Raw genomic sequence first — 22,533 nt, forward strand, 5'->3', positions numbered from 1 at the left:
TCACACGGCGAAACGATTAACTCTGCATAGCCTCGTCGTTACAGGAGAAAAAAATTAAAAGCGATGAAAAAATTAAACACTTAACAAAAAAAACCGGCAATATGGGGGTATTGCCGGCAGTAGCCCGGATCACATGTGGTCCGGAGTTATTTACAGTCCAAAAAAACGTTTAACGAACTATAAATTTTTCAAAAGTATGAAAAAAGATCGAATTATTGCGTTAACCAAAACTGCGATGAGACTTACCTTTTTATATGCCGTTATTACTTCGATTATTGTATTTACGAGCCATGCTACTGAGGTGGATGCGCAAGGTGCGCTTGATAACAAAATTGAATTATCTGGCAAACGTACCACCATTAAAGAGCTGATAACAATACTAGAGAAACAGTCCGGCGCGCATTTCATCTACAGCTCTTCGGCCATCAAGACCAGCCGCAAAATCAAGGTGACGCCGCTGTACGGTGACCTGTCGATGGTGCTCAATGAGGTTTTCAAGCCGATAGGCATCGATTATAAAATGAAACATGATAAGATACTCCTTTTCAGTGTTTTTCAGGAGCTCACCATTACCGGTAAGGTTACAGACGCAAGCAATGGCAGACCGATATTAGGTGCAGCAGTAAAGGTAAAAGGCACCACCCGAGGTACCAGCACGGATGACAATGGCCAGTTTTCGATGGCGGTGATGCCAAATGAGACGGTAGAAGTTAGCTACATTGGGTTTGCGGCCCAAGAGTTTGTGGTAGATAGTAACCGCCGTGTTTATGAGCTCGCCCTGCAGGCATCGCTTAGTACGCTGGACGAGGTCGTGGTAGTGGGGTATGGCACTCAACTTCGAAAAGATGTGACGGGTTCGGTTGCTGTGGTGGATGTAAAAGACCTTAAACAGCAGCCAGCAGCCAGCCCCATTGAGGCCCTGCAGGGGAAAGCAACCGGGGTACAAATCATCAATAATGGCGCGCCTGGTGCCACGCCACAGATACGCATTAGGGGGTTCAGTACCATTAACAATAACGATCCATTGTATATCATCGATGGGATGCCCTATGAGGGTAAGTTGGGCTGGCTGAACGCCAACGATATTGAAAGTATGCAGGTGTTGAAAGACGCTTCGGCAGCTTCTATTTATGGCGCCCGTGCCAATAATGGTGTGGTGATCATCAGTACCCGGAAAGGCGTCCAAGGCGCACCAAAGATTACCTTCGATATCTATTACGGCACGCAGCAACCCAACCGCAGCCGTTTTCCCGAGTTTTTGAATCCACAGCAGTTTGGTGAGTATGTTTATGAACGTTTTAAGAATACCGGAGATCCGGCTAAAGCGCCTGGTACCAGTGAAACCACCGGTACGAATTATGGGTCTGACCCGGACCGTCCCACGTTGCCGGAGTACCTCTTAGCGGGCTCTGCCACCGGGCATGAGGTTACTGCCGCCGATGCCGATCCTACCAAGTACAACTATGCTATGGATGCCGCTCAATTTTACCAGATTACCAAGGCCAACCATGCCGGTACGAACTGGTTCGATGCCATCACCCGAAATGCACCGATGCAAAATTACCAGCTGAGCATATTGGGCGGTAGTGAGAACGCGACGTATGCGATAAGTGGGGGCGCATTTAAACAGGATGGGACATTCAAGCACACCGGCTTTGAGCGGTTTACCATCCGTAGCAACACTCAGTTTTCCTTTTTTGACGACCGGGTTACGTTGGGTGAAAACATGCAATATTCATTTACCAGCGGCCATGGGTTTGGCGTAAATGAAAATAGATCGGGCGACTACCAAGGAGAAGGATCGCCCATCGGGTGGGCCTACCGGATACAAACCATTATCCCGGTGTACGATATCATGGGCAATTTTGCCGGTACCCGTGGCAATAAAATGGGTAACGCCGATAACCCGTTGGCGGTATTATACCGTGCCAAAGACAACGTAAACAAAAGCGGCCAGTTTTTTGGAAGTGCTTTTGCCGACATCGAGTTGGTAAAAGGGCTCAATTTCCGAAGCACATTCGGTTTGCGTTATGAAAACTATAACGGCGTTTCGATCGGCTACCCCAATCCGGAGCGCTCTGAGGGTAGCTTCACCAATAACACGCTCGGTGAGTACCAAGGATATAACTCCGAATGGACGTGGTCTAATACGGCCACCTATAAAAATAAGTTCAATGATTTACACGATCTCACCGTACTGCTGGGCACGGAAGCAGTGGAATCGACATGGCACCAGTTGAATGGTGATGGAAATGAATTTTTCATTGCGGGCGACCTGAATTATTATTATTTGAATACGGCGGCGACCACTAGTGCAGGAAGCACGGGGTCCGAAGGGTCGCTATTCTCTATTTTCGGCCGGGTTGACTATTCGTTTGCCGATCGATACTTAATATCAGCAACGGTACGTCGCGATGGATCTTCCAATTTCGGACCGGAAAACCGCTATGGCACTTTCCCCGCGGCCAGTGTGGCGTGGCGGGTCTCCAACGAAAATTTTATGAATACTGTTACTTGGTTGGATGATTTGAAATTCAGGGCAGGCTATGGTGTTACCGGTAACCAGCGCATCCCAACCTTTCAATACCTGAGAAGATACGCATCGGGAATTAACGACTCTTTTTACCCCATCGGTGGAGGTAATGAACTGTCAAGCGGATTGTGGACAAGCAATTACGACAATCCGGGCGTCAAATGGGAAGAGGCCAGGTCCGTGAATGTTGGCATTGATTTCACGCTGTTCAATAATCGGATAGACGGCGCGATCGACTGGTTCGATCGGCAGACAGAAGGGGTGCTTTACCCCGTTCCGCAGCCTTCGGCGGCCGTAGGTACTGGTGCTTCGCCGTTTATCAATTCCGGCGATATCCAGAATTCCGGTTTCGAGATTTCTTTGAATTACCATTATACAGCGGGTACGGACGAAGAAGCATTCCAGTTTGATGTGGGGGCTTTCTTTTCCAAATATTCCAACGATATCATCCAACTGGCACCATCCGTTACCGAGCAGCCCTACTTGACGCTCCGCGGGGTGACCACCTCGGTATTGAAGGCGGGCGCCCCATTCGGTGCATTTTACGGCTACCGGGTAGCGGGTATTTACCAGAACGACGACGACATTGCTAATAGTGCGTCGTATGACGGTGCTAGGGTGGGGGGCTTTAAATTTGCCGATGTATCGGGCCCGGATGGCACGCCCGATGGTGTCATCGATGGGGCCGACCGGACGGTCATCGGTAATCCGCATCCTGATTTCATCTATTCGCTTAATTTAAACGCAGCTTATAAGCGGTTTGACATCAGTATGTTTTTCAATGGCTCGCAGGGCAATGATCTGTTTGATCTTACCCGCCAATATACAGACTTTTATGCATTTCCCGGTGCCGTGAGTACGCGTGTGCTTGATGCGTGGAGCCCGAGTAACCCAACTAGCATGATGCCATCGCCGAATGCCGACGCACCAACGATCGAATACCAATCGTCCAGTTACTACGTGCAAGACGGCAGTTTTTTCCGGATGAGGAACCTGCAGGTTGGCTATACACTCCCTACCGAGCGGATGTTCAGCGGAAAGGTATCCAACCTACGCCTGTACGCCAGCGTGACCAACTTATTTACTATCACCGGCTACAGTGGTATGGATCCCGAAGTGAGCCAATATACATCTGATTTCACTGCTCCGGGGGTGGATATGGGGGTATACCCTGTGCCACGGCAGTATCTCCTGGGGTTAAGTGTTACTTTTTAGCGAACGGTATTAGCATATTTCAAACCATAAAATTTTTCAACGATGAGCATATATTATAAGATATCCGCATTAATCGTGGTGTTAGGTATCGGCGGCTGTAACGAAGGCTTTTTGGAGCGAAGTCCACAAGGCCAATTGGCGGATGAGCAGGTTCAAAATACCAAGGCGGTTGAATGGCTGCTTACGGGAGCGTACGGCCTGATGAACGGCAACCGGAACGGAACATGGGGCAACTACGCTTCGGCGCCCAGCCAATGGCTTTTTGGCGAGGTGGCCGCCGATAATGCACATAAAGGCAGCGAATTGGCAGACCAAGCCGTGCTGTTCGATATTGAAATGCATACAGCAATCAGCGTGAATGAGCATTTATCTGCCATGTGGAACAATTACTATGAAGGGATAACCCGTTGCAACACGACGCTCCGGCAGCTCCAGGCGGTGCAGGAAACCGCCACGGATAAATTTACGGACCAACGGGCCAAAGAAGTTGAAGCAGAGGCCAAGATGCTCAGGGGGCACTATTACTTTTTCCTTTGGCGTGTGTTCAAAAATATCCCCTACATAGACGAGACCGTCTCTACTGCGGATGCGGCGCACGTTGCTAACGATGTAGACGTTTTACCAATGATCGAGGCCGATTTCCAGTTTGCTGTGGAAAACCTACCGTTGGATGGCAAGCCGTTGGGCGATGTTGGCCGCGTAGACCAAGTTGCCGCAAAAGCGTATCTCGGTAAGGTGTACCTGTACCAACAGCAATACGCCGAAGCATTGGTGTTGTTTAAAGAAGTTATCGCTGCGCGGCCCGACTTGGAAGGCATACCATTCCTGAATAATTTCGATGTGAACACAGAAAACGGACCGGAATCCATTTTAGCCGTTCAACACGCCATCAATCCCGATGGCGGTGGCGACAATGCCAACGTGGGCGATATGTTAGGTGGCTTGTATGGGTCGGCCCCGGCAAACTGCTGCGGTTTTTTCAATCCTAGTTTTGACCTGGTCAATGCTTTCCGGGTCACTTCGCAGGGTTTACCCATGCTTGATGGTTCTTTCCGCACAAATGCATATACATCAGATTTTGGCCTTGCGGGCGATGCTAAGACCAATTATATGGTAGATAATGCGCTTGCTGTAGATCCGCGGCTTGATTATACGGTAGGGCGCAGGGGTGTGCCTTACCACGATTGGGGTGTTATGCCCGGTGATGCGTGGTTGCGCGACCCCGCGTTTTCGGGACCCTTTGTTGGTTATAAACACATGATTGACCAAGCTGATTTTCCCGGTAATACGCAGTCCGGTGGTGTTAACTACGTCACTTCGCTAAATGTAAATATCATCCGACTAGCCGATGTTTACTTGATGGCAGCCGAATGTGCGGCTGAAACAGGTGATTTGGCTTATGCATTGGCTCGGGTAAACAATGTGCGGGCGCGGGCGGCCAAACTTCCTGGCAAGTCGGTTGGCGGTGATCCTGTGGCTGCTTACGATGTAAAGCCTTATCCGGCATTCGCCAGTAAGGAGTACGCAATGGATGCCATCCGTTTCGAACGCCGCCTAGAACTCGCGCTTGAAGGGCACCGCTTCTTCGATTTGGTGCGTTGGGGTATTGCTGAGCAGGTGCTGGAAAGTTACTCCGACTTTGAAGGGAGTCTGATTGGCTCGTACGGTGGACTCGATTTTACCGAGAAGAATCACCATTTCCCCATTCCGCAAGATCAGATTGATCGGAGCGCGGGCGCGTTGAAGCAAAACTAGGTGCGGAATTAAACGAATAATACCATGAATTCGAGAAGGAGATTCGTTAGGAAATTGGGTATGGGCGTTGCTGCGGCAACGGCGTATCCGCTCCTGTCGCCCTTACTTTCGTGTAATGGCAGCGCCACGGGAACGCGGGAGGAGACGACGGGCGCCGATGCGCTGTTTTTTAAGATATCACTTGCCGAATGGTCGTTGAACCGCGTGCTTTTCAGCGGACAGCTCGACCACCTCGACTTTCCGCTGTATGCCAAGGAAAATTTCGGCATCGACGCCGTTGAGTACGTCAACCAGTTTTTTATGGACAAGGCTACCGATCAGGCATACCTTGGTGAACTTAAAACCCGGTGCAACGACTATGGCATCACCAGCGTGCTTATCATGTGTGATCGTGAAGGAGACCTTGGTGATACCGTGGCGGCTCAGCGGAAGGCAGCGGTGGAAAACCATTACAAGTGGGTGGAAGCGGCTGAGTTTTTGGGATGCCATGCCATCCGTGTAAATGCAGCAGGGGAGGGCACGGCCGGTGAGGTGGCCCGGTGTGCTGCCGAAAGCCTTACCGCGCTCGCCACGTTTGCCAGCGACTACGGCATTTCCGTCATTGTAGAAAACCATGGCGGCTACTCGTCTGACGGCAAGTGGCTGAAGGGGGTGATGGAAACCGTAGGGCTTTCCAACTGCGGCACACTGCCGGATACCGGCAATTTCTGCATCAAGCGCACCGAACCACTGGAACAGACCATTGAAGCCTATCTGGCAACGGAATGCTTGGAGGAATATGACCGCTACCAAGGTACGGCAGAACTATTGCCCTTCGCTAAAGGGGTAAGTGCCAAGACGTATGATTTTGATGCCGACGGTGATGAGACCAGTATCGATTATGGGCGTATTCTGCGCATGGTGAAAGATACAGGGTTTACCGGTTACGTGGGTATCGAGTACGAGGGACACAGCCTTACGGCTAATGAAGGGATAACGAAAACCAAGGCGATGCTTGAGCGCATCGGTAATGGGTTGGTATAGCCTTATTAGAACAATGTCAACTACCTATTAGAACAATGCCATAGATGCGATGGCAGGGTGTCTGGGAGTTTCGCTCTTAGGCACCCTTTTTATGCCGTCATGTTTCCCCTCTGCGAATAAAATTTGGATTCAAACCGTCCAAATGCCGGATAGGTTTGTTTGGCACCATAATTTATCAACTATTTCCTATCTTAGCCTGCTCAACGTAAGAATGACAATACTTAAAAACGATAAACCCACGATACGCGCGTGGGCTATGTTTGATTGGGCCAACTCGGCATATAACCTGGTCATCACATCGACCATATTCCCGGCATATTATACTGCCATTACCTTTACCGAAGCTCATGGCGATCGTGTTACTTTTTTCGGTATAGAGGTGGTCAATACCGCACTCTCCAGCTTTGCGCTGTCGGTTGCTTACCTCATCATGGCCCTGTTGCTGCCGATATTGTCGTCGGTGGCCGACTTCAAAGGCAACAAAAAGACGTTTATGATGGCATTCACTTACCTTGGGGGGATAGCCTGCATGGGGTTGTTTTTCTTCACGCTGGAAACGCTCGAATGGGGAATCATCTGCTTTACCTTGGCAGCTATGGGGTATGTAGGGGGAGTGTTGTTCAACAACTCGTACCTTCCACAGATTGCCACGGTAGACCAACAGGACCGCGTAAGCGCACAAGGATTTGCCTATGGCTATGTAGGGTGTGTTACCATTCAGATCATCTGCTTCGTGTTTATCCTCAAACCGGAATGGTTTGGCATTACTGACCCCAGTTTTCCGCCACGGCTATCGTTTTTGCTGGTTGGCCTGTGGTGGATCGGCTTTGCGCAGATACCTTTCTTGAAGCTGCCGAAAGACGCTCGGAATAACGGGCGTGTAACGGGACACGTGTTGCGGAAAGGATTTGCCGAGCTCCGGGATGTGTGGGTACGGCTACGGGAAATACCGGAAATCAAGCGTTTTCTGCCGGCTTTTTTCTGCTATGCCATGGGGGTGCAAACCGTCATGATCGTGGCGGCGGCCTTTGGTGAGAAAGTTTTGCATCTGGGTGCCCCCAAGTTGATTGCAACGATATTGCTGATTCAACTGGTGGCAATAGGCGGTGCCTACCTCATGTCGTTGCTGGCCCGCTTTATCGGCAACGTGCGCGTGCTCATGTTGGTGGTCTGTGTATGGATCGGGATATGCATTTCAGCATATTACATCCAACATGAAGTCCAGTTTTACGTGTTGGCGGCGCTGGTGGGGCTCGTGATGGGGGGCATACAGTCGCTTTCGCGCTCCACCTATTCGAAGCTGCTGCCTGCTAACGAGACCGATACGGCCTCCTTTTTCAGTTTTTATGATGTTACTGAGAAGGTCGCCATCGTCATTGGGCTATTTTCCTTTGCACTTATCGAACAAATTACCCGTAATATTCGCTATTCGGCATTGAGTTTAGGCCTGTTTTTTGTGTTGGGGTTGGTGTTATTATCTAGGATGTTGATGTTAAAAAAAGCCGCCGCAGCATGACCGTTGAGTTGTTCATTCCCTGTTTCATCGATCAGCTATTTCCCGAAACGGCATTCCACACCGTAAAGGTGCTGGAGAAAGCGGGCTGTAAGGTCGTTTATAATCCACAGCAGACGTGTTGCGGGCAGCCAGCGTATAACGCGGGCTTTTGGGATGAAGCCAAGCAGATCGGCACCAAATTTTTACATGATTTTTCGGATGACCGCGTAATCGTGTCGCCATCGGCTTCGTGTACAGGCATGGTGAAAAATGCATATAATGATCTGTTTACGAATACCATGGTGCACAATCGATGCCGGTCTATCCAGGGGAATATCCACGAGCTATCCGATTTCCTTGTGAATGTATTGAAAAAGGACTACTTTGGAGCTGAATTAGAAGGGCGTGCGGTTTATCACGATTCCTGTTCGGGATTGCGTGAATGCCGCATAAAGGATGAGCCCAGGCAGCTACTCAGTAACGTTGCGGGACTGGATTTGGTTGAAATGCGACATACCGACACCTGCTGTGGGTTCGGTGGCACATTCGCCGTTAAATTCGATGCGATATCGAGTGCCATGGCCGAGCAGAAGGTGTACCATGCACTAGAAATGGAAGCAGACTTCATCATTTCCACGGACTCCTCTTGTCTGTTGCACCTGCAAGCATATATCGATAAGCACAATTTGGCCATTAAGACTGTGCACTTGGTAGATGTGTTAGCTAGCGGGTGGGCAAACATTTAAAAGCGTGTATCACTAACTTTAACGATATGACTGATAGAAGATCATTTTTGAAACATCTGGGGGTAGGAGCTTTGGGCCTATCTGTACTGCCTGCATTGGGCACATCGTTGGCAAACGTAACGAACAAGAAGTTATTCTTCGATATTTCATTGGCGGAGTGGTCCTTGCACAAAACACTGTTTGATGGGAAGCTGGACAACCTCGATTTTCCGAAAACCGCCGCAGAAACGTTCGGTATCCATGCGGTGGAATATGTCAACCAATTTTTTAAGGATAAGGCGAAGGATAAAGCTTATTTGGGCGACCTGAACCAACGGGCCAAGGACTATGGTGTTACCAATGTGCTCATTATGATCGACGGTGAAGGACCATTGGGATCGACCGACGACAAAGAACGCATCCAAGCGGTGGAGAACCACTACAAATGGGTGGAGGCATCGAAGTTTTTAGGGTGTCACGCCATACGGGTGAATGCCGCCGGAAAAGGAACACCAGAAGAGGTGAAAGCTGCGGCCATCGATGGTCTGGGACGATTGAGCGAATTTGCTGCGCAACACGACATCAACGTAATCGTGGAAAACCATGGTGGCATATCATCACATGGTGACTGGCTGAGCGCTGTATTGAAGGGTGTGGGTAAGCGTAACTGCGGTAGCTTGCCGGATTTCGGGAACTTCTACGAGTACGACCGCTACCAAGGGGTGAAGGACCTAATGCCATTTGCCAAGGGTGTAAGCGCAAAAGCGAATGTATTTGATGAGCAAGGTAACGAAGTGAATATCGACTACCGGAAAATGCTCCAGCTCGTTAAGGATGCGGGTTATCGTGGGTATATCGGTATCGAATATGAGGGAAGCGAGTTGAGCGAGGAAGAAGGTATCAAGGCGACCAAACGGTTGCTGGAGCGAGTAGGAGCGGAGTTGAGTTAGTTATAAATTATAATTGCATATAAAAGCGAATTTATCTAAGTTTGCGGTCTGAAAAAACGAAGCCATGTTGCCTGGATGGTGGAACTGGTAGACACGCAGGACTTAAAATCCTGTTCCCGTTAAGGGAGTGCGGGTTCGATTCCCGCTCCAGGTACGAAAATTGATTCCCGGAGATTTAGCGTCTCCGGGGATTTTTCAAAAACAGCTGTAACATACCGTACAGCACCTTTCTACACACGTCGGAGTAACTGTCTCGGCAATAAGTTAATCTAACTTTTATCTAACTTTTTGCTGGCATGTTTGACGTTGTTGATTCCCAAATGTTCAATTTCTCGACGCGCTTGTTTTTTAACAAGCATGCAATCTCAAAAAAGGATGGCTACGTTTCGCTGTACATCGAGGTGTATATCGCGGTGGACAGGCGCTATGAGCAGGGCCGGTTCCCCTTGTCTCTACGGTGGCCGGCCGATAGGGTGGACCGCGATGCCGGGTTGCTGTTGCCCCGACATCGAAGCGACCCGGACGCAAATGATTATAACATGATCATCATGGATAGGAGGGGGCAATACAATGAAGTTGCCAAAATGTTCCGGCTGGCCAATCGTGTGCTCGACTTGAAATCGTTCCGGCGTGAACTCAAATACAACGACAGTAGGGTATCGCTGGCGAAGTTTATGCAGGAACGGAATAATGAACGGTATGCGCAAGGCGAAATCCAAAAGCAAACGTGGAAGAACACCAAATGTACGATAAAGGCATTGATCGAGTTTCAGGAATTGATACGGTTTGATGAGATTGACGAGGCGTGGATGAAACGGTTTCGGCAGCATTTAAAAAAGACCGGCTTACGGATGAGCTCGATATGGACGCGGATAAAGGACTTGAAAGCATACCTACGGCTTGCAGACCAAGAAGCAACGATATCCGTGAATCCTAAAGCCATCAATTTCTCAAACCAAAAGGTAGATTCGTTAACTGTTTATTGCAATCGTGACGAAATAAAGCGGTTGATGATATTGCTTCGAGCGGGCAATCTGACAGGCACCCAAACACAGGTTCTTCGTGCGTTTTTGTTTACTTGCTTTACGAGCTTGCGGGTAAGCGATCTGTACCGGGCTAACGCGGAATGGTTGGTTACTGATAACATGCTGGTGTTTACCCAACATAAGAATCGGGAACGGAAGCCCAAGGCCGTGAAGATACCGTTGAACTCAATTGCAAAATCTTTGATTAAAGAGGCTAGGCAAACTTTTTTTGAGTTGCCTACTGAACAGGAGTATAACCGGACGTTGAAAGAACTGGCGGCGAAGGCGGAAATACGTAAGAATCTAACGAGCCACGTCGGTCGGCATACGTTCGGGTTTCTGTATATGACGACGGTCGGCAATATTGAGGGGTTGAAGCGGATAATGGGTCATTCGAAGTTGACGACCACGGAACGTTATGCTCACCTGGATGATGATTATAATCTCACCCAGGTGATGAAGTTGGAGGAAGGATTTGAGGATGTGTCCGGTAGGGGGAGAGTAAGGAAAATAGGGTAAGCTTTATCCGAGATATGAGTCTGTAATCAGGCGAGAATCAATATATCTTTCGGTAGATGGGTTGGATCTTAAAACCACCGTCGCGTTCATACCCGATTCAGATGACCATACGAACGCAAAAGACCCCCTATTGTCAACAGTTCCTGTCTTACCGCCAAGAAATTCCGGCAGCAGGCCACGGGTATTAGGCCCAACGGCATTATTAATCATGTATGTCCTTGCATTGGCGCCCGTCACCACCATTTCGTAATCTATAAGTCCCCACCTAGAAGTTATTGAAGGGATGATTGCCTGGATATGTGCGAGCAAATGCAGTTGGTCATTTGCCGTCGACATTCCATTTGTCCATGGGAGAGTGTACGCAGTATTATCCATGCCTAGGGCGGTGGCCTTATCATTCATCGCTGAGATGAAAGCTTCTTTGGCTACATCGTCGTCCGTAGCCGACGGGTTGATAATGTAACCTATCTCACGCGCGATGGCTATCGGCGCGTTATTATCGCTGACGATCAGTGCAGAGGCAAATAGATCCCCGAAGGTGACCACGTCACCCTCCTGCACAAAGTCATCGATTCCCGGGCTGGTCACATCGGATTCCTGAACCGTTACTTGACCAGCGTAATCCGCGATGTATCCCGATGCCACAGTGAGAGTCATCAGTTTGGTAATCGACGCGATGTTGTAGACCGTGCTGCCGTTGTGGCCTGAAACCGATTTATCGGAGAGCCTCATTGTGGAATAGGCGTCCGCCGATATCGTCCGAGCGCCACGCGCAACGCCATAATAATCCGACAGCACGCGGTTCATCCTGTGTATTTTATCGGCGGTGATAGCGCCTTCATAAACAAGGAGCACCGCCAGCTTTCCTTTCCATCCCCGCGAACCCTGATAGTCCGCTCCGAACCTACCGAACGTGAATTCGGTCTTTGAAAGGTGCGTATCGGCAAAGACCGAATCATGGTATATCCGTCCCGACACGGATCCGTTCATTTCAAATCCCGTTATGTGCGGTAGATTATCAAGTGGCGCCACTATTGTATCCGACGCGCTGAATACACGTAGATTTCCATTTGTCGCATGAATGGCAGCGCGTTCGTTGGCTGTCCTGCCGTCAAATAGGAACGATGCCTCCGAACCGGTCAATGCCTCATCGTAGCTGTAAACCGCCACAATATATAAAGGCGCGTTCCTCGATGAAACTGATGCCGATAGCAGCTTTTCCGTTCCCGTGAATTCGGCAGACAATGGCCCGTCATTGATGAATGTAACCAACCCAGGAGCTGCCGTTTCATACGCCGCATCAGGAAATGTGTCTAGCCCGTCTTCTATCGTCTGCACATCAGAATCCGCCGCTATCACCCTGTATGGGTTGTCAACCCCGAAGACCGCCTTCCAACCGTCCTGCTGTGCAAGGCCAAGCACGTGGTTCCAGCTGAATTCTACTGGCTGGTTATCACGGTACCACCGCCACACTTTTCCATCGCTCCACGCCGCTCCTTTGTTGAATACAGGGATAATCGCGCTTCTTCCGTATACAGGTGCTGGTAATTGTGGTACGTCCGGCACCACCGCTATCGATCCGGGAACAATATCTGCCAGCTCCTGCTCGATAACGTCCAATCTGGTTGTGGTTTCGTCAAAAAGGTCAAACCGGATCTGAATATCCCGATCACTATATACGAATTGAAGCGTCACTTCGTCGAGACTACCGGTGGCCTGCGGGCTGCCAAACAATCCACTTGCTTCCGTGGAGGTGATTCCACTATAGCAGAAGAAGCCAATATACTGGCCTTCTTGCACAGCGATGCTGACTTCATGGCTGTTCAATCCAGAAACAGGCGTGATATGGGTATCATCTCCATCCTGCTCGAATGTTGCTCCAGGGCCGGGGGTACCGACAGACGTTTTGTTGAAAATCTTAATCGATAAGGTGTTGGTGCTGCCGGATGAATAATTGAAAGATACCTTCTTTATTGTGCCGTCGTTATCGACCGGTGTAAGCATTATCCTCGTGTAGTTTGGCGACAAAGGAGTGCCGCCATCCGGCGAATCGGCGCCTATGGTCTGAACCAACGGGATTAGTTGATCTTGAATTCCGACCACGTCTTCCTTCGTAGCATACCCAGCCAAGTCAATAGGACTTATCACCGTTTTAAAACCACTCTGCGTGTTACCCGTAATCGTCACAAAACCATCGGTCAAATCTACTTCCAATGGATCGCTGTTATTATCCAAAAAATTGGTATATGTACCACTGTCCGTCGGCTGGTAAGTTCTTGTCACATCATCCGCCGCCACAGGTGAATCACCAGGCGCAATGTCTACGATCTGAAACTGTGCAAGTCTTTCTGGCAGAAACTCGACGATAAAGTTTATCAGTTCTTTGACCGTGGTGCCTCGAAACCCATTTTCAAATGCTTGCTGGGTCAAAAGAATCAAGCTATTCCAATCAGTCGGTTTCGGGTATTTATTGAATTGTGGTTGTAACATGGCGATATAATTATTCGGGTAATTCTAATAATTGCGGGGGTATAGCGATTTCGGGATAGGCTACTTTAAAGTCACTGTATCCGAATGAAAATGTATAACTGTTCAATTCGCGTTGGATATATTCTGGTGCGGGTGATTCGCTGAAGTATATGCCGGTGATGTATCCGAGGTACAAATGGTGTTTGCGGATTGCCCGGAAGAAATCGAGGGCGTGGTTAAGCTGCGAACGAGTGGCCAGTGCGCCGGTGTTTTTTTGTAGCGTTCCGATCGGTTCCGAGAAATAGTCAGTCGTGTATTCGTCGAATCGGGCGTTTGCCGTTGAAGTGCCGGCAACTGATCGCATGGTGCCGGTAAAACGGATGGTATCAATCCCGCCGAGACGGTTCTCAAAAACAAAGAGATCGTCGTATTGGTCGCAAACCTCACCGTAGCGGTAGGTCTGTACGTATTGCCGGGACTGGCCATTGGCTTCGGTATACACTTCCCACTTAATAGGCTCGGCACTGAACTGGCCGATGATCATGCCGGGATTGAGGTTGATGGATTGAACTTTACCAGCCTCGAGCGTGGCGTAGGTAATGGTCTGGGTAGTTGCGTCTGAAAACGTGGCACGGATGCGAACGTCTATGGCTTCGATTGGATAGCAGGTAAGCCACTCGGGGTCGTGGAACTTGACGGCCTTACTGGTGGGCTGCGTGGTGAGCCAGTTGAACCGAAAAAATTGCTCGACATCAAAATCGGCACGTTGGAGAAATCCCTTAACGACGGTGAACACGATAGGGTCTTCGTCGTCTATGTTGACGGTGAACTCGCCATAAGCATGCTGCTGGTGGAAGATGGTCTGCGAATAGTCGGGCACCTTGGCGTATAGCAATTGATGTATGAGGTCGGCAACTTTTACACGAACTCCGCCGTCAACATCGGGGTAATAGAGTTCATCCAACATCAACGTGCTTCCCTGGTATAGCTTGAACGTAACGGAAACAGCCACATCTTCGAGGATGAAGTCGGGCACATTGCCGGATAGGTTCAACGCATGTGGCTGTTGGGAGATGGTCATCGTCTCGGTCGATTAAAATTCTTTAATGCGGTATCCAAATCCGGCACCTACGCCGTAGGTAAGGCCGTAGGGTGTCATCACGGCACCGCCGAAGAGGTCGATGCCGAAACGGCTAGGTAGCGTGATTTTATTTACCTGTCGGACGTTGCTAATCTGTATGCGCGGGTCGTTAGCCACGATGGTGGAGAGTACTTGCCGCCGCTTGAATAGCCCTGGCTTTTGTTCGTGCGCAATGACATCAAGATTAAGCGATACTTGCGGATAGAACATGTTGGACGTACGGTTGTACCGGATGTTGAATGTGTTGTCGGCCATCGTAGCCCACTGGGTACCGTTTGCATCAGTTGATAGTATGCCGGCGATGGAATCTTGCAATGTAATGGTGAACCGTTCGAGACGCGTGATCTTATTGACGGCGATATTCAGCGCTTGGCGTAACGTATCCGCATATCCACGCGACACATACAACGATAGGTCGGTGGTTTCTATGGGTGCTACCGTAGCGGCCGACTGCTTATAAACGGTATCGGTAATCGTTTTGATGATTTCGAGCGGCTGGTTCGCGTTTTTCTCTACCTGGGCGGTAAATGCATCGGATAGCGTTTCGTTTTCGCGAAGCTCCGTTAAGTAGGCCCTGCTGACGATGAATAGTGCTACAGTCATGGCTACCATGACGGCGGCAATGATGAATGTTTTCATTGTTTCAATATTTTCTTGACGTTCGATTGCGTTTCTTTTTTGATGGTTGAATCGGACTCGCCGCGACCTTCGCGATACATGCGTATCTGGAACGCGTAATCGAGCAGCTGCTCATTGGTCTGCCTTACCTGTTCGTGCGCCGCGGACAATTCGACATCCTTACGTTTCAGCTCCGACTGGCAGTTGCGGTAATCTTCGCGGTTCTCTGACGCCTCATGGATATACATGCCGATAAATACCAGCGCGATGAAGGGTATCGGGTATTTTTTGAACTTGTCTAAATTCTGCAATACAAATTCTTTCATGGGCCTTTTAGTCTGCCGCTAATATCCGAGTGGGTGGGCGCGAACGAAAGGACAAGGGGGTTTACGCCTCCACAAGGTCTATATGAGCGGGATCGATGCGATTGGCCCGGATGTTTACCTGGATGCGCTCGATGTAAAAATTGCGGCCTTGCAGATGTACCTTTGAAGTGATGTCGAGATTGTGCAGGTCGAGCGGCGTGAGCAGAAAGCTGCCGGATACACGGGCGCGGTCGCGCTCAATCCAGTTCTTGAACCCTGCGTGGAAGTTGGCAAGCAATCCATCGTCACCCGTCCATTTCAACGATAAATCCCCGACGGGGTAATTTGATGGTGTGACCCGATACGGCGATAGTAGTGGATACTGGTGACTAACAAAATCGCTCAATACGTCTGTCATACCCCGATGGAACATGATGTTGGCCCCTTCGGGCCTCGCGCCCCTATCGCCCTGGTAATACGGCACGGCCCACCAATATAGCTCGGGCGGGATATCTACGGCGTTCTCGGCGGTTACCCAGTATTGTTTAGGAACGAGTGGCAAAGGCTTTAAAGATGCTACGGCATCGAATGTGTCTTGTGTGGTGTCGGGCGCCTTGCCATAGCCACCATCCAGTAGTTTAAACGTCATGTATTTGTTCGGCTTGGGCGACGGCGCTGGCTCCAACTGTTCGATGATGCATTCGTAGTAGGCGCCAAGCGATGTTACATTATATACGCGCGTTACTTGGTCGCCCGGATCAAGTACCTGTGCGTCGGCGTCGGTAAACATCGCCCGGAGAGAAGTGACGGAAACCGCGTCGTTTTCGGGTATGTACGGGTCTTCACCTTCGTAGCCGTACTTGTATATGTGTTTTTTTTCGGTCGATATCGTTGGCTTGCCGATAAGTTTTTCATCCCACTTCGTGGCGACGGGTTCCGCGATGATGTCTTTGTTCAACCTGATATCGAAACGACCGTTTTTGATGACCATGGATGCGCAAAAGAGTTTGAGCAGCTCTTTGAGTAGATCGGGGCCGGGATAGGCAGGCAGGAAATCGTTGAGCCGGAAGAAAGGATCAGTCGGGTAACCAGGTGGAAATATTGGGCTGGAACCGAACGGCGGTTTGTTTAGGAACATCATCCCGCCCGGGCCGTTAAATTGTACGCGGGCGCTGGCGTTGTTTTTCCAGTTTTGGAAGTAGGTGGATGGCACGACGAGGTCTTCCAGCTCAGGGGCGTCGAATATGTTGGAGGCTAATGCCGAACCGAATATGGATGATAAGATGTAGTGGACGCGCGTGAAGGGAAATATCGGAGCATGAACAATAGCATAAGGTTCGCCGCGCACGGCTGGCGTGTCTGATCGTAGGGCAAATTCTTCTTCTTCCGGATTGTAATAGTTGATGTATTCGGTGTCCATCATCCGTTGGGGATATCGTAGTGAGGTTACAAACTCACCGCGCACCTGGCGTTGGTAGCTGAACTGCAGTGGCATGTTGTCTGTCTCTACCTTTACCGGTGCTACGACCATGCGCGGGTCGAGACCGTTAGCGGCATCGATGGCCATCTGCCGGTACCGGCCGGCGTAGTTGTGCGGGTCGTCGAAGTCGATATCGGTCCAGTCTGGCGTGTCAAATTCATAGAACTCCATCGGCATTTCGTAGATGTAGGATCGCATGGTTTCAGTCAGATCGGCGCCTTTGAAAGCTGCTTTGATGGTTTGCTCGAAGTTAGTGATGGTGACGATGCCGGTGGCGATGGTGACGGACTGGAAAAGGATGCGGCACGACCGAGTAACGGTGGCGTTGCTCTTGTGAGACGCTATACGGTTGGGGAAGTTGAATGTTTTGAGATTTCGCGCCGTGGCCGGCAACTCGAAGGTGAGGCTATACGGCGTGGGCACCCGGTCTTGCAGCATGAACGGGTTCTCGATAGTGAGTGCTATTTGGATATCGATAGACAAGTCTACCTTTTGGTTGGATATAAATATTTCGAGCATGGTTATAGATTTGCACTGTTTTGAATCTCTCTATATTCCGCATCTTTCTCGTAGAAGCCACTTTTGCCCAAAAGCGAAACGTTTGCTGTGATTGGCTTTTCGAGATTCTTGTTTAATTTCCGAACGGCATCCACGTTTTCGGTGAGTAAGTCTTCTAACTTCGACTCGTTAGTAGCCTTTTTTGGTGGAGCAACCCGGCGACTAATACGGTCCATATAGCCGCCCCTGGCGAAGCCATCCAATCGTCTGGAAATAGTCTGCCCCATAATATTTTCCAAGTTCAATGTAGAAATGGTGCCGTTGCGTTGGGCCGTGTCTATCACGTCAAGAACAGGCTTTACGGATGGATTATCTACAGCTTGCTTGCTAGCGACGAATTCGGAGCCATCTTCGCCTGTAATGACCGTGGGGCCATGAACGTAGCCGCGCCGCGTTGGATCATAGGTCGCGTTGAACTTTCTGCGGTCCTGCTCCCTTTCTACTAAGAAGCCGCCATCGGCGTATCCGGACAACGAAGGCAGGGGCTGTTTGAGAATAGTCGCCAGTTGTAGCGCACCCATAAAACTAACAATGCCGGCCAATACGATCCCTGCAATGCCGCCTTGAGCAAGTACTTTTGTCACAGCAACCGCCGTATTGGCAATAGCGTTGGATATGGCGATGTTCCGTTCGCGTTTGGCTTGATCGTATTCCATTCGCGCCCGTTTCTTCGCTAGATTCTTGTCCAGTTTTTCGATTTCCCGGTTGTATGCTTCTTGACTAATCGTTTCGGCTTCCAGTCGCTTTTTGAGCGATTCTTTTTTACGGTTGTTGGCGTCTTCGAACTCCTGTAGTTTTCGCTTTTCCCCGGCAGCAACAAACGCGTTGTATTGCGCCCATATCTGGTTCATGGCCAAAAGGGCATTCGCCATATCCTGAACGCCGAGCTTCCCGGCCTCGAGGTTGGCAAATAACATTTCCCAATCAGATACGCTCATGCCGAGCACGTCTACTTTGGTGGCCTTATCTTCAGCGATGTCGGTCTGATCTGGGTTGCGGAGCTTTGCCAGCTGCTCACGGACCTTGCGAAGGTATTCTTCGAGTATGGCTTTCTCTTCCGGGGAAAGGATTTTATCGGCAAGGTCGATGCCATCCCATTCGCCGGAATCCAATACGGATTGCATCAACGCTCTAAGCTCTTCGAGGTGCTTCCGGGTAAGGTTCGCCTCTTCCTGCTGATATTGGCTTTGAAGAATTCGTTTTGCCTGGTTGAGCGTTTTGATTTGGCGGAGTGCTTCTTGACTGAGCGCGGAAGAAAGTTTTTGTTTCGCCTGTTCCAGTGTGCGAACGCTGGACAGCTCTTCGTTGTTGCGGATTCGTAGGTCCGTAAGCTCGTCTTGATAGGCCTTCTGTCGATCTTCGACGCCTTTTTTTATGGCTTCGGCATCTATCTTGCCGATGTTGGCTGCATGTATCGCCTCGAGACGCTCCAATGCCTTCAACTGCTCTGCAGTCAGTTCTTCACGTTTTTTACCGTAAACGCCTGCCAACTTGAGGCGCTCTTCGTGTTGCTCCTGTTCCTGTACATACTTAGGATCACGTGGGTCTAGCAGCTTGTCTCTATACTTCTTTTCAGCTAATTCACGCTTGAGCAATTCGGTTTCGGCTACCTTCGTGGTATTACTGGCTGAATGCTGGTATTTTCGGTTTATTTCGTCAGTTTTCTCCTGATAGGTGTTCTCAATGGTTAACAGTTTTTCCAGTTCCGCCGTTGTCATCTCACGACGATCTTTCCGGAACAGGCCTTCGACTTCTAATTGAGACTGATATGCCTTTTTTGCCTCTTCCAGCTCGGCTAAACGCGCGCGGTTGGCGGCGGCACGGGCTTTGGCTGCATCCGCGTCGTTTAAGCCAGGTGTCACAGTGCCACCTTCAAATTCCTTTATTTCTGGATTGGATGAATACAGCTTGTTTAGTTCGCCTTGTGCATCTAGAATGCCTTCTGTTAGTTCGTTTATCGCGTTGTCAATGTTATGAATGGCTGTCACGGTTATTTTCGCAGCGGTTGTCGCCGCATTCCTTGTGCCGAACAATCCTGCAGCACCTACGCGCATCATGTCGAAGAAGCCAAGATCACCGGCATCCATTCGTTGCTTTTCCAGCTCCTGTATTTTATCCTGCCGGGCTCGAATCTTTGCTTGAAGGATGATTGCCTTCGTTTGCGCTTCAATTGCTTTCGTGGCTTTACCTGCCAATATCTGTTCGTCTGTGTACTGATCTAGCACGCCGGGCATAATGTCCCGCAGGTTCTTAACAGCGATCAGCTTTTCGTCTCGCGTTCGGGTCTCGTCACGCAGTAACTTGGTCAGACGCTCTATTTCAGACTTTTGGGAATGGCTAATCCGTTCTGCCTCTTTCTCGGCTTCGTTCAATGCCTTCTGGGCGAATTCGGCTTCGTTGAGCCGCTTACTGAACGTAACCAACGCTGTGGCGAGCCCCAGTACCAAGGCGGCTGCGGCCGCATAAGGGTTGAGGGCTACTTGTATATTTAGCAAGCGCTGGGCGGCAGCAGCACGGGCTAGGTTACCCGTAAGCAATGCATACAATCCGTTGAGCGTAATTAGTACCGTACGTTTAGCTGCCATCAAAGCAGTGGTAATCGCCTCCCATTTGGCTACCAATTGGACTGTTGCATAATAGCTAACGAGGGCAACGGTCAACGGAGCGATGACCTTCCAATATTTTGTTGTGAAAGATATGAGTGTAATAAGCGTTTGTAGGAAAATGACCAATAGGTTGTTTCCGGAAGTGATGACCGGCCATAACTTTTCGCCGAGCTCGCGCCAGAACTTGGTGACTTCTTTCCGTGCCTTATCCAGTTCCGCCGCGGCGGTAGCATTCTTGATGTTGTATTCTTCGGTAAGCGATGTGCCACGGGCAAACGCATCGTTGGCCAAATTGATCTGATTGGTCAGAATACCGGTGTTATTGGCCAAAGAGCCGAGTACGCCGATGACGCGCCCACCGTCCAAACCTAGATCACCCAGTGTCGCGGCCAGTTCGTTGATACCATTGGCATTGTCCTTCACCCCGTGGAGCACGGCCGTGAATGCGGCCATGAAATCTTTTTCCAATAAATCTTTAAAGGCGTTTACCTCCATGCCTGCGTACTTGGCAAACGACGCGGCATCGCTGGATAGCTTGAGGAATAATTTGCTCAGGGCGGTGGAGCTCACTTCTGACGTCTGGCCCAGCTGATCGAGTGTAGCTCCCAATCCAAGTATCTGCTGAACCGTAATGCCCGCCAGCGGTGCAACGCCTGCCATGCGCCGGGCAAATTCGACCATATAGCCTTCGTTGGCCGTTGAAGCCATACCGAGCTCGTTGATGGCGGAACCGACCTTTAGCAAGCCTTGCTCCATGCCGAAGGTATCACTAACGCCGAAGATATCGACCAACTTGCCGACGGCGGCGACGGTTTGTTCCACATTTCCACCCAAATCTTCATTCAGGGCTACCACGAGCTGGTTAGTGGAATCAATGAACCCGCGCAACTCATCCATATCGGTGATGCCGAGCTTGCCACCAATCCGACCTAAACCAAGAAGATCTTCCTGCGATGTACGGGTATCGAGTTTCTCCAACTCGGCGTTGAGCCCCATAACCGCTTCTTTCTCGGCATTCGTCGTCTTCATCACGTCCGCAATCTTGTCATCGAATCGTGAAAACTCATCGGTGGCTTTCCGTACACCGGTGATAACAGCTGTCATGGTGGCAAGTCCACCCAATGCGGAACTAAAAAAGTTTTTGATACCGTTGCCCATCCGGGTAAGCACGCTGGCAGTGCGCTGACCTTGGGCGCGCAAATCATTAAGCCGAGCCGTCACCGCATCTATTTCTCGGCTGTATGCCTTGTATGCGTCGCTATCGGGTACGGATTGTTTCCGTAGCTTGATCAGATTGCGTAACGACCGTTCTAACGTATCAATCGATTGGTCTTCCAGCTTTAGGCTTTGATTGAGCCTATCGAGCTGTTTTCTGTTTTCGGCGATTTCTTTATTGTGTTTATCCAGCTCCGCGGTTAGCTCCCTGTATCGTTTGGTGTTTGTCAGTCCACGTTTCTCTAGCAGCTTCATTTCATCTTCAGCAGCGGCGGCAGCACTCTTTGCATCTCGCAAGGCGCGGGACACCTTGCCGATATCCGACTGTGCCTTATTCCCATTGACGATGATGTTAAGGACAAGGTCTTCCTGTTTTAGTTTCGTCTTAGCCATTACCAGCCCCTCCTTTCAGCCATTGCCGTTTGATGTTCAGCCGCACTTCGTCTGTCAAATCATTTTGCACACGGAAAGCGATGGCATAATAATGACCCATTACGAATCGGTTGTGGATGCGGTAACCCTTCCGGCTTTTCCGTCGGCCCGCACCCTTGCGTTTACGAACCGTATCACGACGGATATCCAGAAACCGTTGATAACTGGGGTGAGTGATTTCCAATGTGGCCGACATCCCGCCATTCTCGTTGACTTGGAATGTTCTCTCGTTGATCAGTCGTTTTGTGTGGAAGACCAGTTGCTTGCGTATTTCACGGCCCTGGTTACGCAAGAAGCGCGCACCCTCTTCTTTGAGCACGTGTTGGATGAACTTCCTTTCGATTATGGACATAGCCTGAATGTTTCAAGCTAAGGTATTGTGGGGTGCTGGGGGTGGAAAGGACACGCCTACCGGCGCATGGGGGGTGGTATAGATGCTATTTTTTTTAGTCATATATCACCAAATGCG

Annotated in this window: 14 protein-coding genes and 1 tRNA gene; 8 read left to right on the plus strand and 7 right to left on the minus strand. The window is 50.0% G+C overall.

Going from position 1 to position 22,533, the window contains the following annotated elements; translation table 11 throughout:
- Nucleotides 1-196: 196 nt before the first annotated feature.
- From VNQ80_RS12295 to VNQ80_RS12330, 8 genes are all read left to right on the plus strand, one after another.
- Nucleotides 197-3,748, plus strand: coding sequence for a TonB-dependent receptor (locus tag VNQ80_RS12295; RefSeq protein ID WP_325638981.1), 3,552 nt, complete (start codon nucleotides 197-199; stop codon nucleotides 3,746-3,748).
- A 42-nt stretch (nucleotides 3,749-3,790) separates the two neighbouring features.
- Entirely contained in the window at nucleotides 3,791-5,503 is a 1,713-nt protein-coding gene (locus VNQ80_RS12300) for a RagB/SusD family nutrient uptake outer membrane protein (protein ID WP_325638983.1), read from the plus strand.
- A gap of 24 nt (nucleotides 5,504-5,527) precedes the next feature.
- On the plus strand, nucleotides 5,528-6,526 hold the full coding sequence (locus VNQ80_RS12305) for a sugar phosphate isomerase/epimerase family protein (protein ID WP_325638985.1): 999 nt from the start codon (nucleotides 5,528-5,530) through the stop codon (nucleotides 6,524-6,526).
- Between the two features lie 211 nt (nucleotides 6,527-6,737).
- On the plus strand, nucleotides 6,738-8,042 hold the full coding sequence (locus VNQ80_RS12310; protein ID WP_325638987.1) for an MFS transporter: 1,305 nt from the start codon (nucleotides 6,738-6,740) through the stop codon (nucleotides 8,040-8,042).
- On the plus strand, nucleotides 8,039-8,767 hold the full coding sequence (locus VNQ80_RS12315; RefSeq protein WP_325638989.1) for a (Fe-S)-binding protein: 729 nt from the start codon (nucleotides 8,039-8,041) through the stop codon (nucleotides 8,765-8,767). Before VNQ80_RS12310 ends, VNQ80_RS12315 begins: the two co-directional genes overlap by 4 nt.
- 26 nt (nucleotides 8,768-8,793) lie before the next feature.
- Nucleotides 8,794-9,696: a sugar phosphate isomerase/epimerase family protein gene (locus VNQ80_RS12320; RefSeq protein WP_325638991.1), complete on the plus strand. Its 903-nt coding sequence runs from the start codon at nucleotides 8,794-8,796 to the stop codon at nucleotides 9,694-9,696.
- A gap of 69 nt (nucleotides 9,697-9,765) precedes the next feature.
- Nucleotides 9,766-9,850: transfer RNA gene (locus VNQ80_RS12325), tRNA-Leu, on the plus strand.
- A 142-nt stretch (nucleotides 9,851-9,992) separates the two neighbouring features.
- Entirely contained in the window at nucleotides 9,993-11,240 is a 1,248-nt protein-coding gene (locus VNQ80_RS12330) for a site-specific integrase (protein ID WP_325638993.1), read from the plus strand.
- A 3-nt stretch (nucleotides 11,241-11,243) separates the two neighbouring features.
- Here the strand turns inward: VNQ80_RS12330 and VNQ80_RS12335 are convergent, their stop codons facing one another.
- The 7 genes from VNQ80_RS12335 to VNQ80_RS12365 form a co-directional block, all read right to left on the minus strand.
- Entirely contained in the window at nucleotides 11,244-13,730 is a 2,487-nt protein-coding gene (locus tag VNQ80_RS12335; protein WP_325638995.1) for a serine hydrolase, read from the minus strand.
- Between the two features lie 10 nt (nucleotides 13,731-13,740).
- Complete coding sequence (locus VNQ80_RS12340) at nucleotides 13,741-14,790, minus strand: hypothetical protein (protein ID WP_325638997.1); 1,050 nt, start codon at nucleotides 14,788-14,790, stop codon at nucleotides 13,741-13,743.
- A gap of 12 nt (nucleotides 14,791-14,802) precedes the next feature.
- Entirely contained in the window at nucleotides 14,803-15,489 is a 687-nt protein-coding gene (locus tag VNQ80_RS12345) for a hypothetical protein (protein WP_325638999.1), read from the minus strand.
- The gene (locus VNQ80_RS12350) at nucleotides 15,486-15,794 is read right to left on the minus strand and encodes a hypothetical protein (RefSeq protein ID WP_325639001.1); all 309 of its coding nucleotides are present in this window, start codon (nucleotides 15,792-15,794) and stop codon (nucleotides 15,486-15,488) included. The genes VNQ80_RS12345 and VNQ80_RS12350 overlap by 4 nt, the downstream gene beginning before the upstream one ends.
- Before the next feature lie 61 nt (nucleotides 15,795-15,855).
- A complete protein-coding gene (locus VNQ80_RS12355; protein WP_325639003.1) occupies nucleotides 15,856-17,772 on the minus strand; it encodes a hypothetical protein in 1,917 nt (638 codons plus the stop codon).
- A gap of 2 nt (nucleotides 17,773-17,774) precedes the next feature.
- Nucleotides 17,775-22,025, minus strand: coding sequence for a phage tail tape measure protein (locus VNQ80_RS12360; RefSeq protein ID WP_325639005.1), 4,251 nt, complete (start codon nucleotides 22,023-22,025; stop codon nucleotides 17,775-17,777).
- Nucleotides 22,018-22,416 (minus strand): hypothetical protein, encoded by a 399-nt coding sequence (locus VNQ80_RS12365; RefSeq protein WP_325639007.1) that lies wholly within the window; start codon nucleotides 22,414-22,416, stop codon nucleotides 22,018-22,020. Before VNQ80_RS12365 ends, VNQ80_RS12360 begins: the two co-directional genes overlap by 8 nt.
- Nucleotides 22,417-22,533: the final 117 nt, after the last annotated feature.

It is taken from the genome of Parapedobacter sp. (assembly GCF_035556095.1).
Lineage (GTDB): Bacteria > Bacteroidota > Bacteroidia > Sphingobacteriales > Sphingobacteriaceae > Parapedobacter.

Excerpts from the sequence above, each read along its gene's own strand:
- VNQ80_RS12295 (WP_325638981.1), top strand. The coding sequence starts at position 197 with ATGAAAAAAGATCGAATTATTGCGTTAACCAAAACTGCGATGAGACTT.
- VNQ80_RS12300 (WP_325638983.1), top strand. The coding sequence starts at position 3,791 with ATGAGCATATATTATAAGATATCCGCATTAATCGTGGTGTTAGGTATC.
- VNQ80_RS12305 (WP_325638985.1), top strand. The coding sequence starts at position 5,528 with ATGAATTCGAGAAGGAGATTCGTTAGGAAATTGGGTATGGGCGTTGCT.
- VNQ80_RS12310 (WP_325638987.1), top strand. The coding sequence starts at position 6,738 with ATGACAATACTTAAAAACGATAAACCCACGATACGCGCGTGGGCTATG.
- VNQ80_RS12315 (WP_325638989.1), top strand. The coding sequence starts at position 8,039 with ATGACCGTTGAGTTGTTCATTCCCTGTTTCATCGATCAGCTATTTCCC.
- VNQ80_RS12320 (WP_325638991.1), top strand. The coding sequence starts at position 8,794 with ATGACTGATAGAAGATCATTTTTGAAACATCTGGGGGTAGGAGCTTTG.
- VNQ80_RS12330 (WP_325638993.1), top strand. The coding sequence starts at position 9,993 with ATGTTTGACGTTGTTGATTCCCAAATGTTCAATTTCTCGACGCGCTTG.
- VNQ80_RS12335 (WP_325638995.1), bottom strand. The coding sequence starts at position 13,730 with ATGTTACAACCACAATTCAATAAATACCCGAAACCGACTGATTGGAAT.
- VNQ80_RS12340 (WP_325638997.1), bottom strand. The coding sequence starts at position 14,790 with ATGACCATCTCCCAACAGCCACATGCGTTGAACCTATCCGGCAATGTG.
- VNQ80_RS12345 (WP_325638999.1), bottom strand. The coding sequence starts at position 15,489 with ATGAAAACATTCATCATTGCCGCCGTCATGGTAGCCATGACTGTAGCA.
- VNQ80_RS12350 (WP_325639001.1), bottom strand. The coding sequence starts at position 15,794 with ATGAAAGAATTTGTATTGCAGAATTTAGACAAGTTCAAAAAATACCCG.
- VNQ80_RS12355 (WP_325639003.1), bottom strand. The coding sequence starts at position 17,772 with ATGCTCGAAATATTTATATCCAACCAAAAGGTAGACTTGTCTATCGAT.
- VNQ80_RS12360 (WP_325639005.1), bottom strand. The coding sequence starts at position 22,025 with ATGGCTAAGACGAAACTAAAACAGGAAGACCTTGTCCTTAACATCATC.
- VNQ80_RS12365 (WP_325639007.1), bottom strand. The coding sequence starts at position 22,416 with ATGTCCATAATCGAAAGGAAGTTCATCCAACACGTGCTCAAAGAAGAG.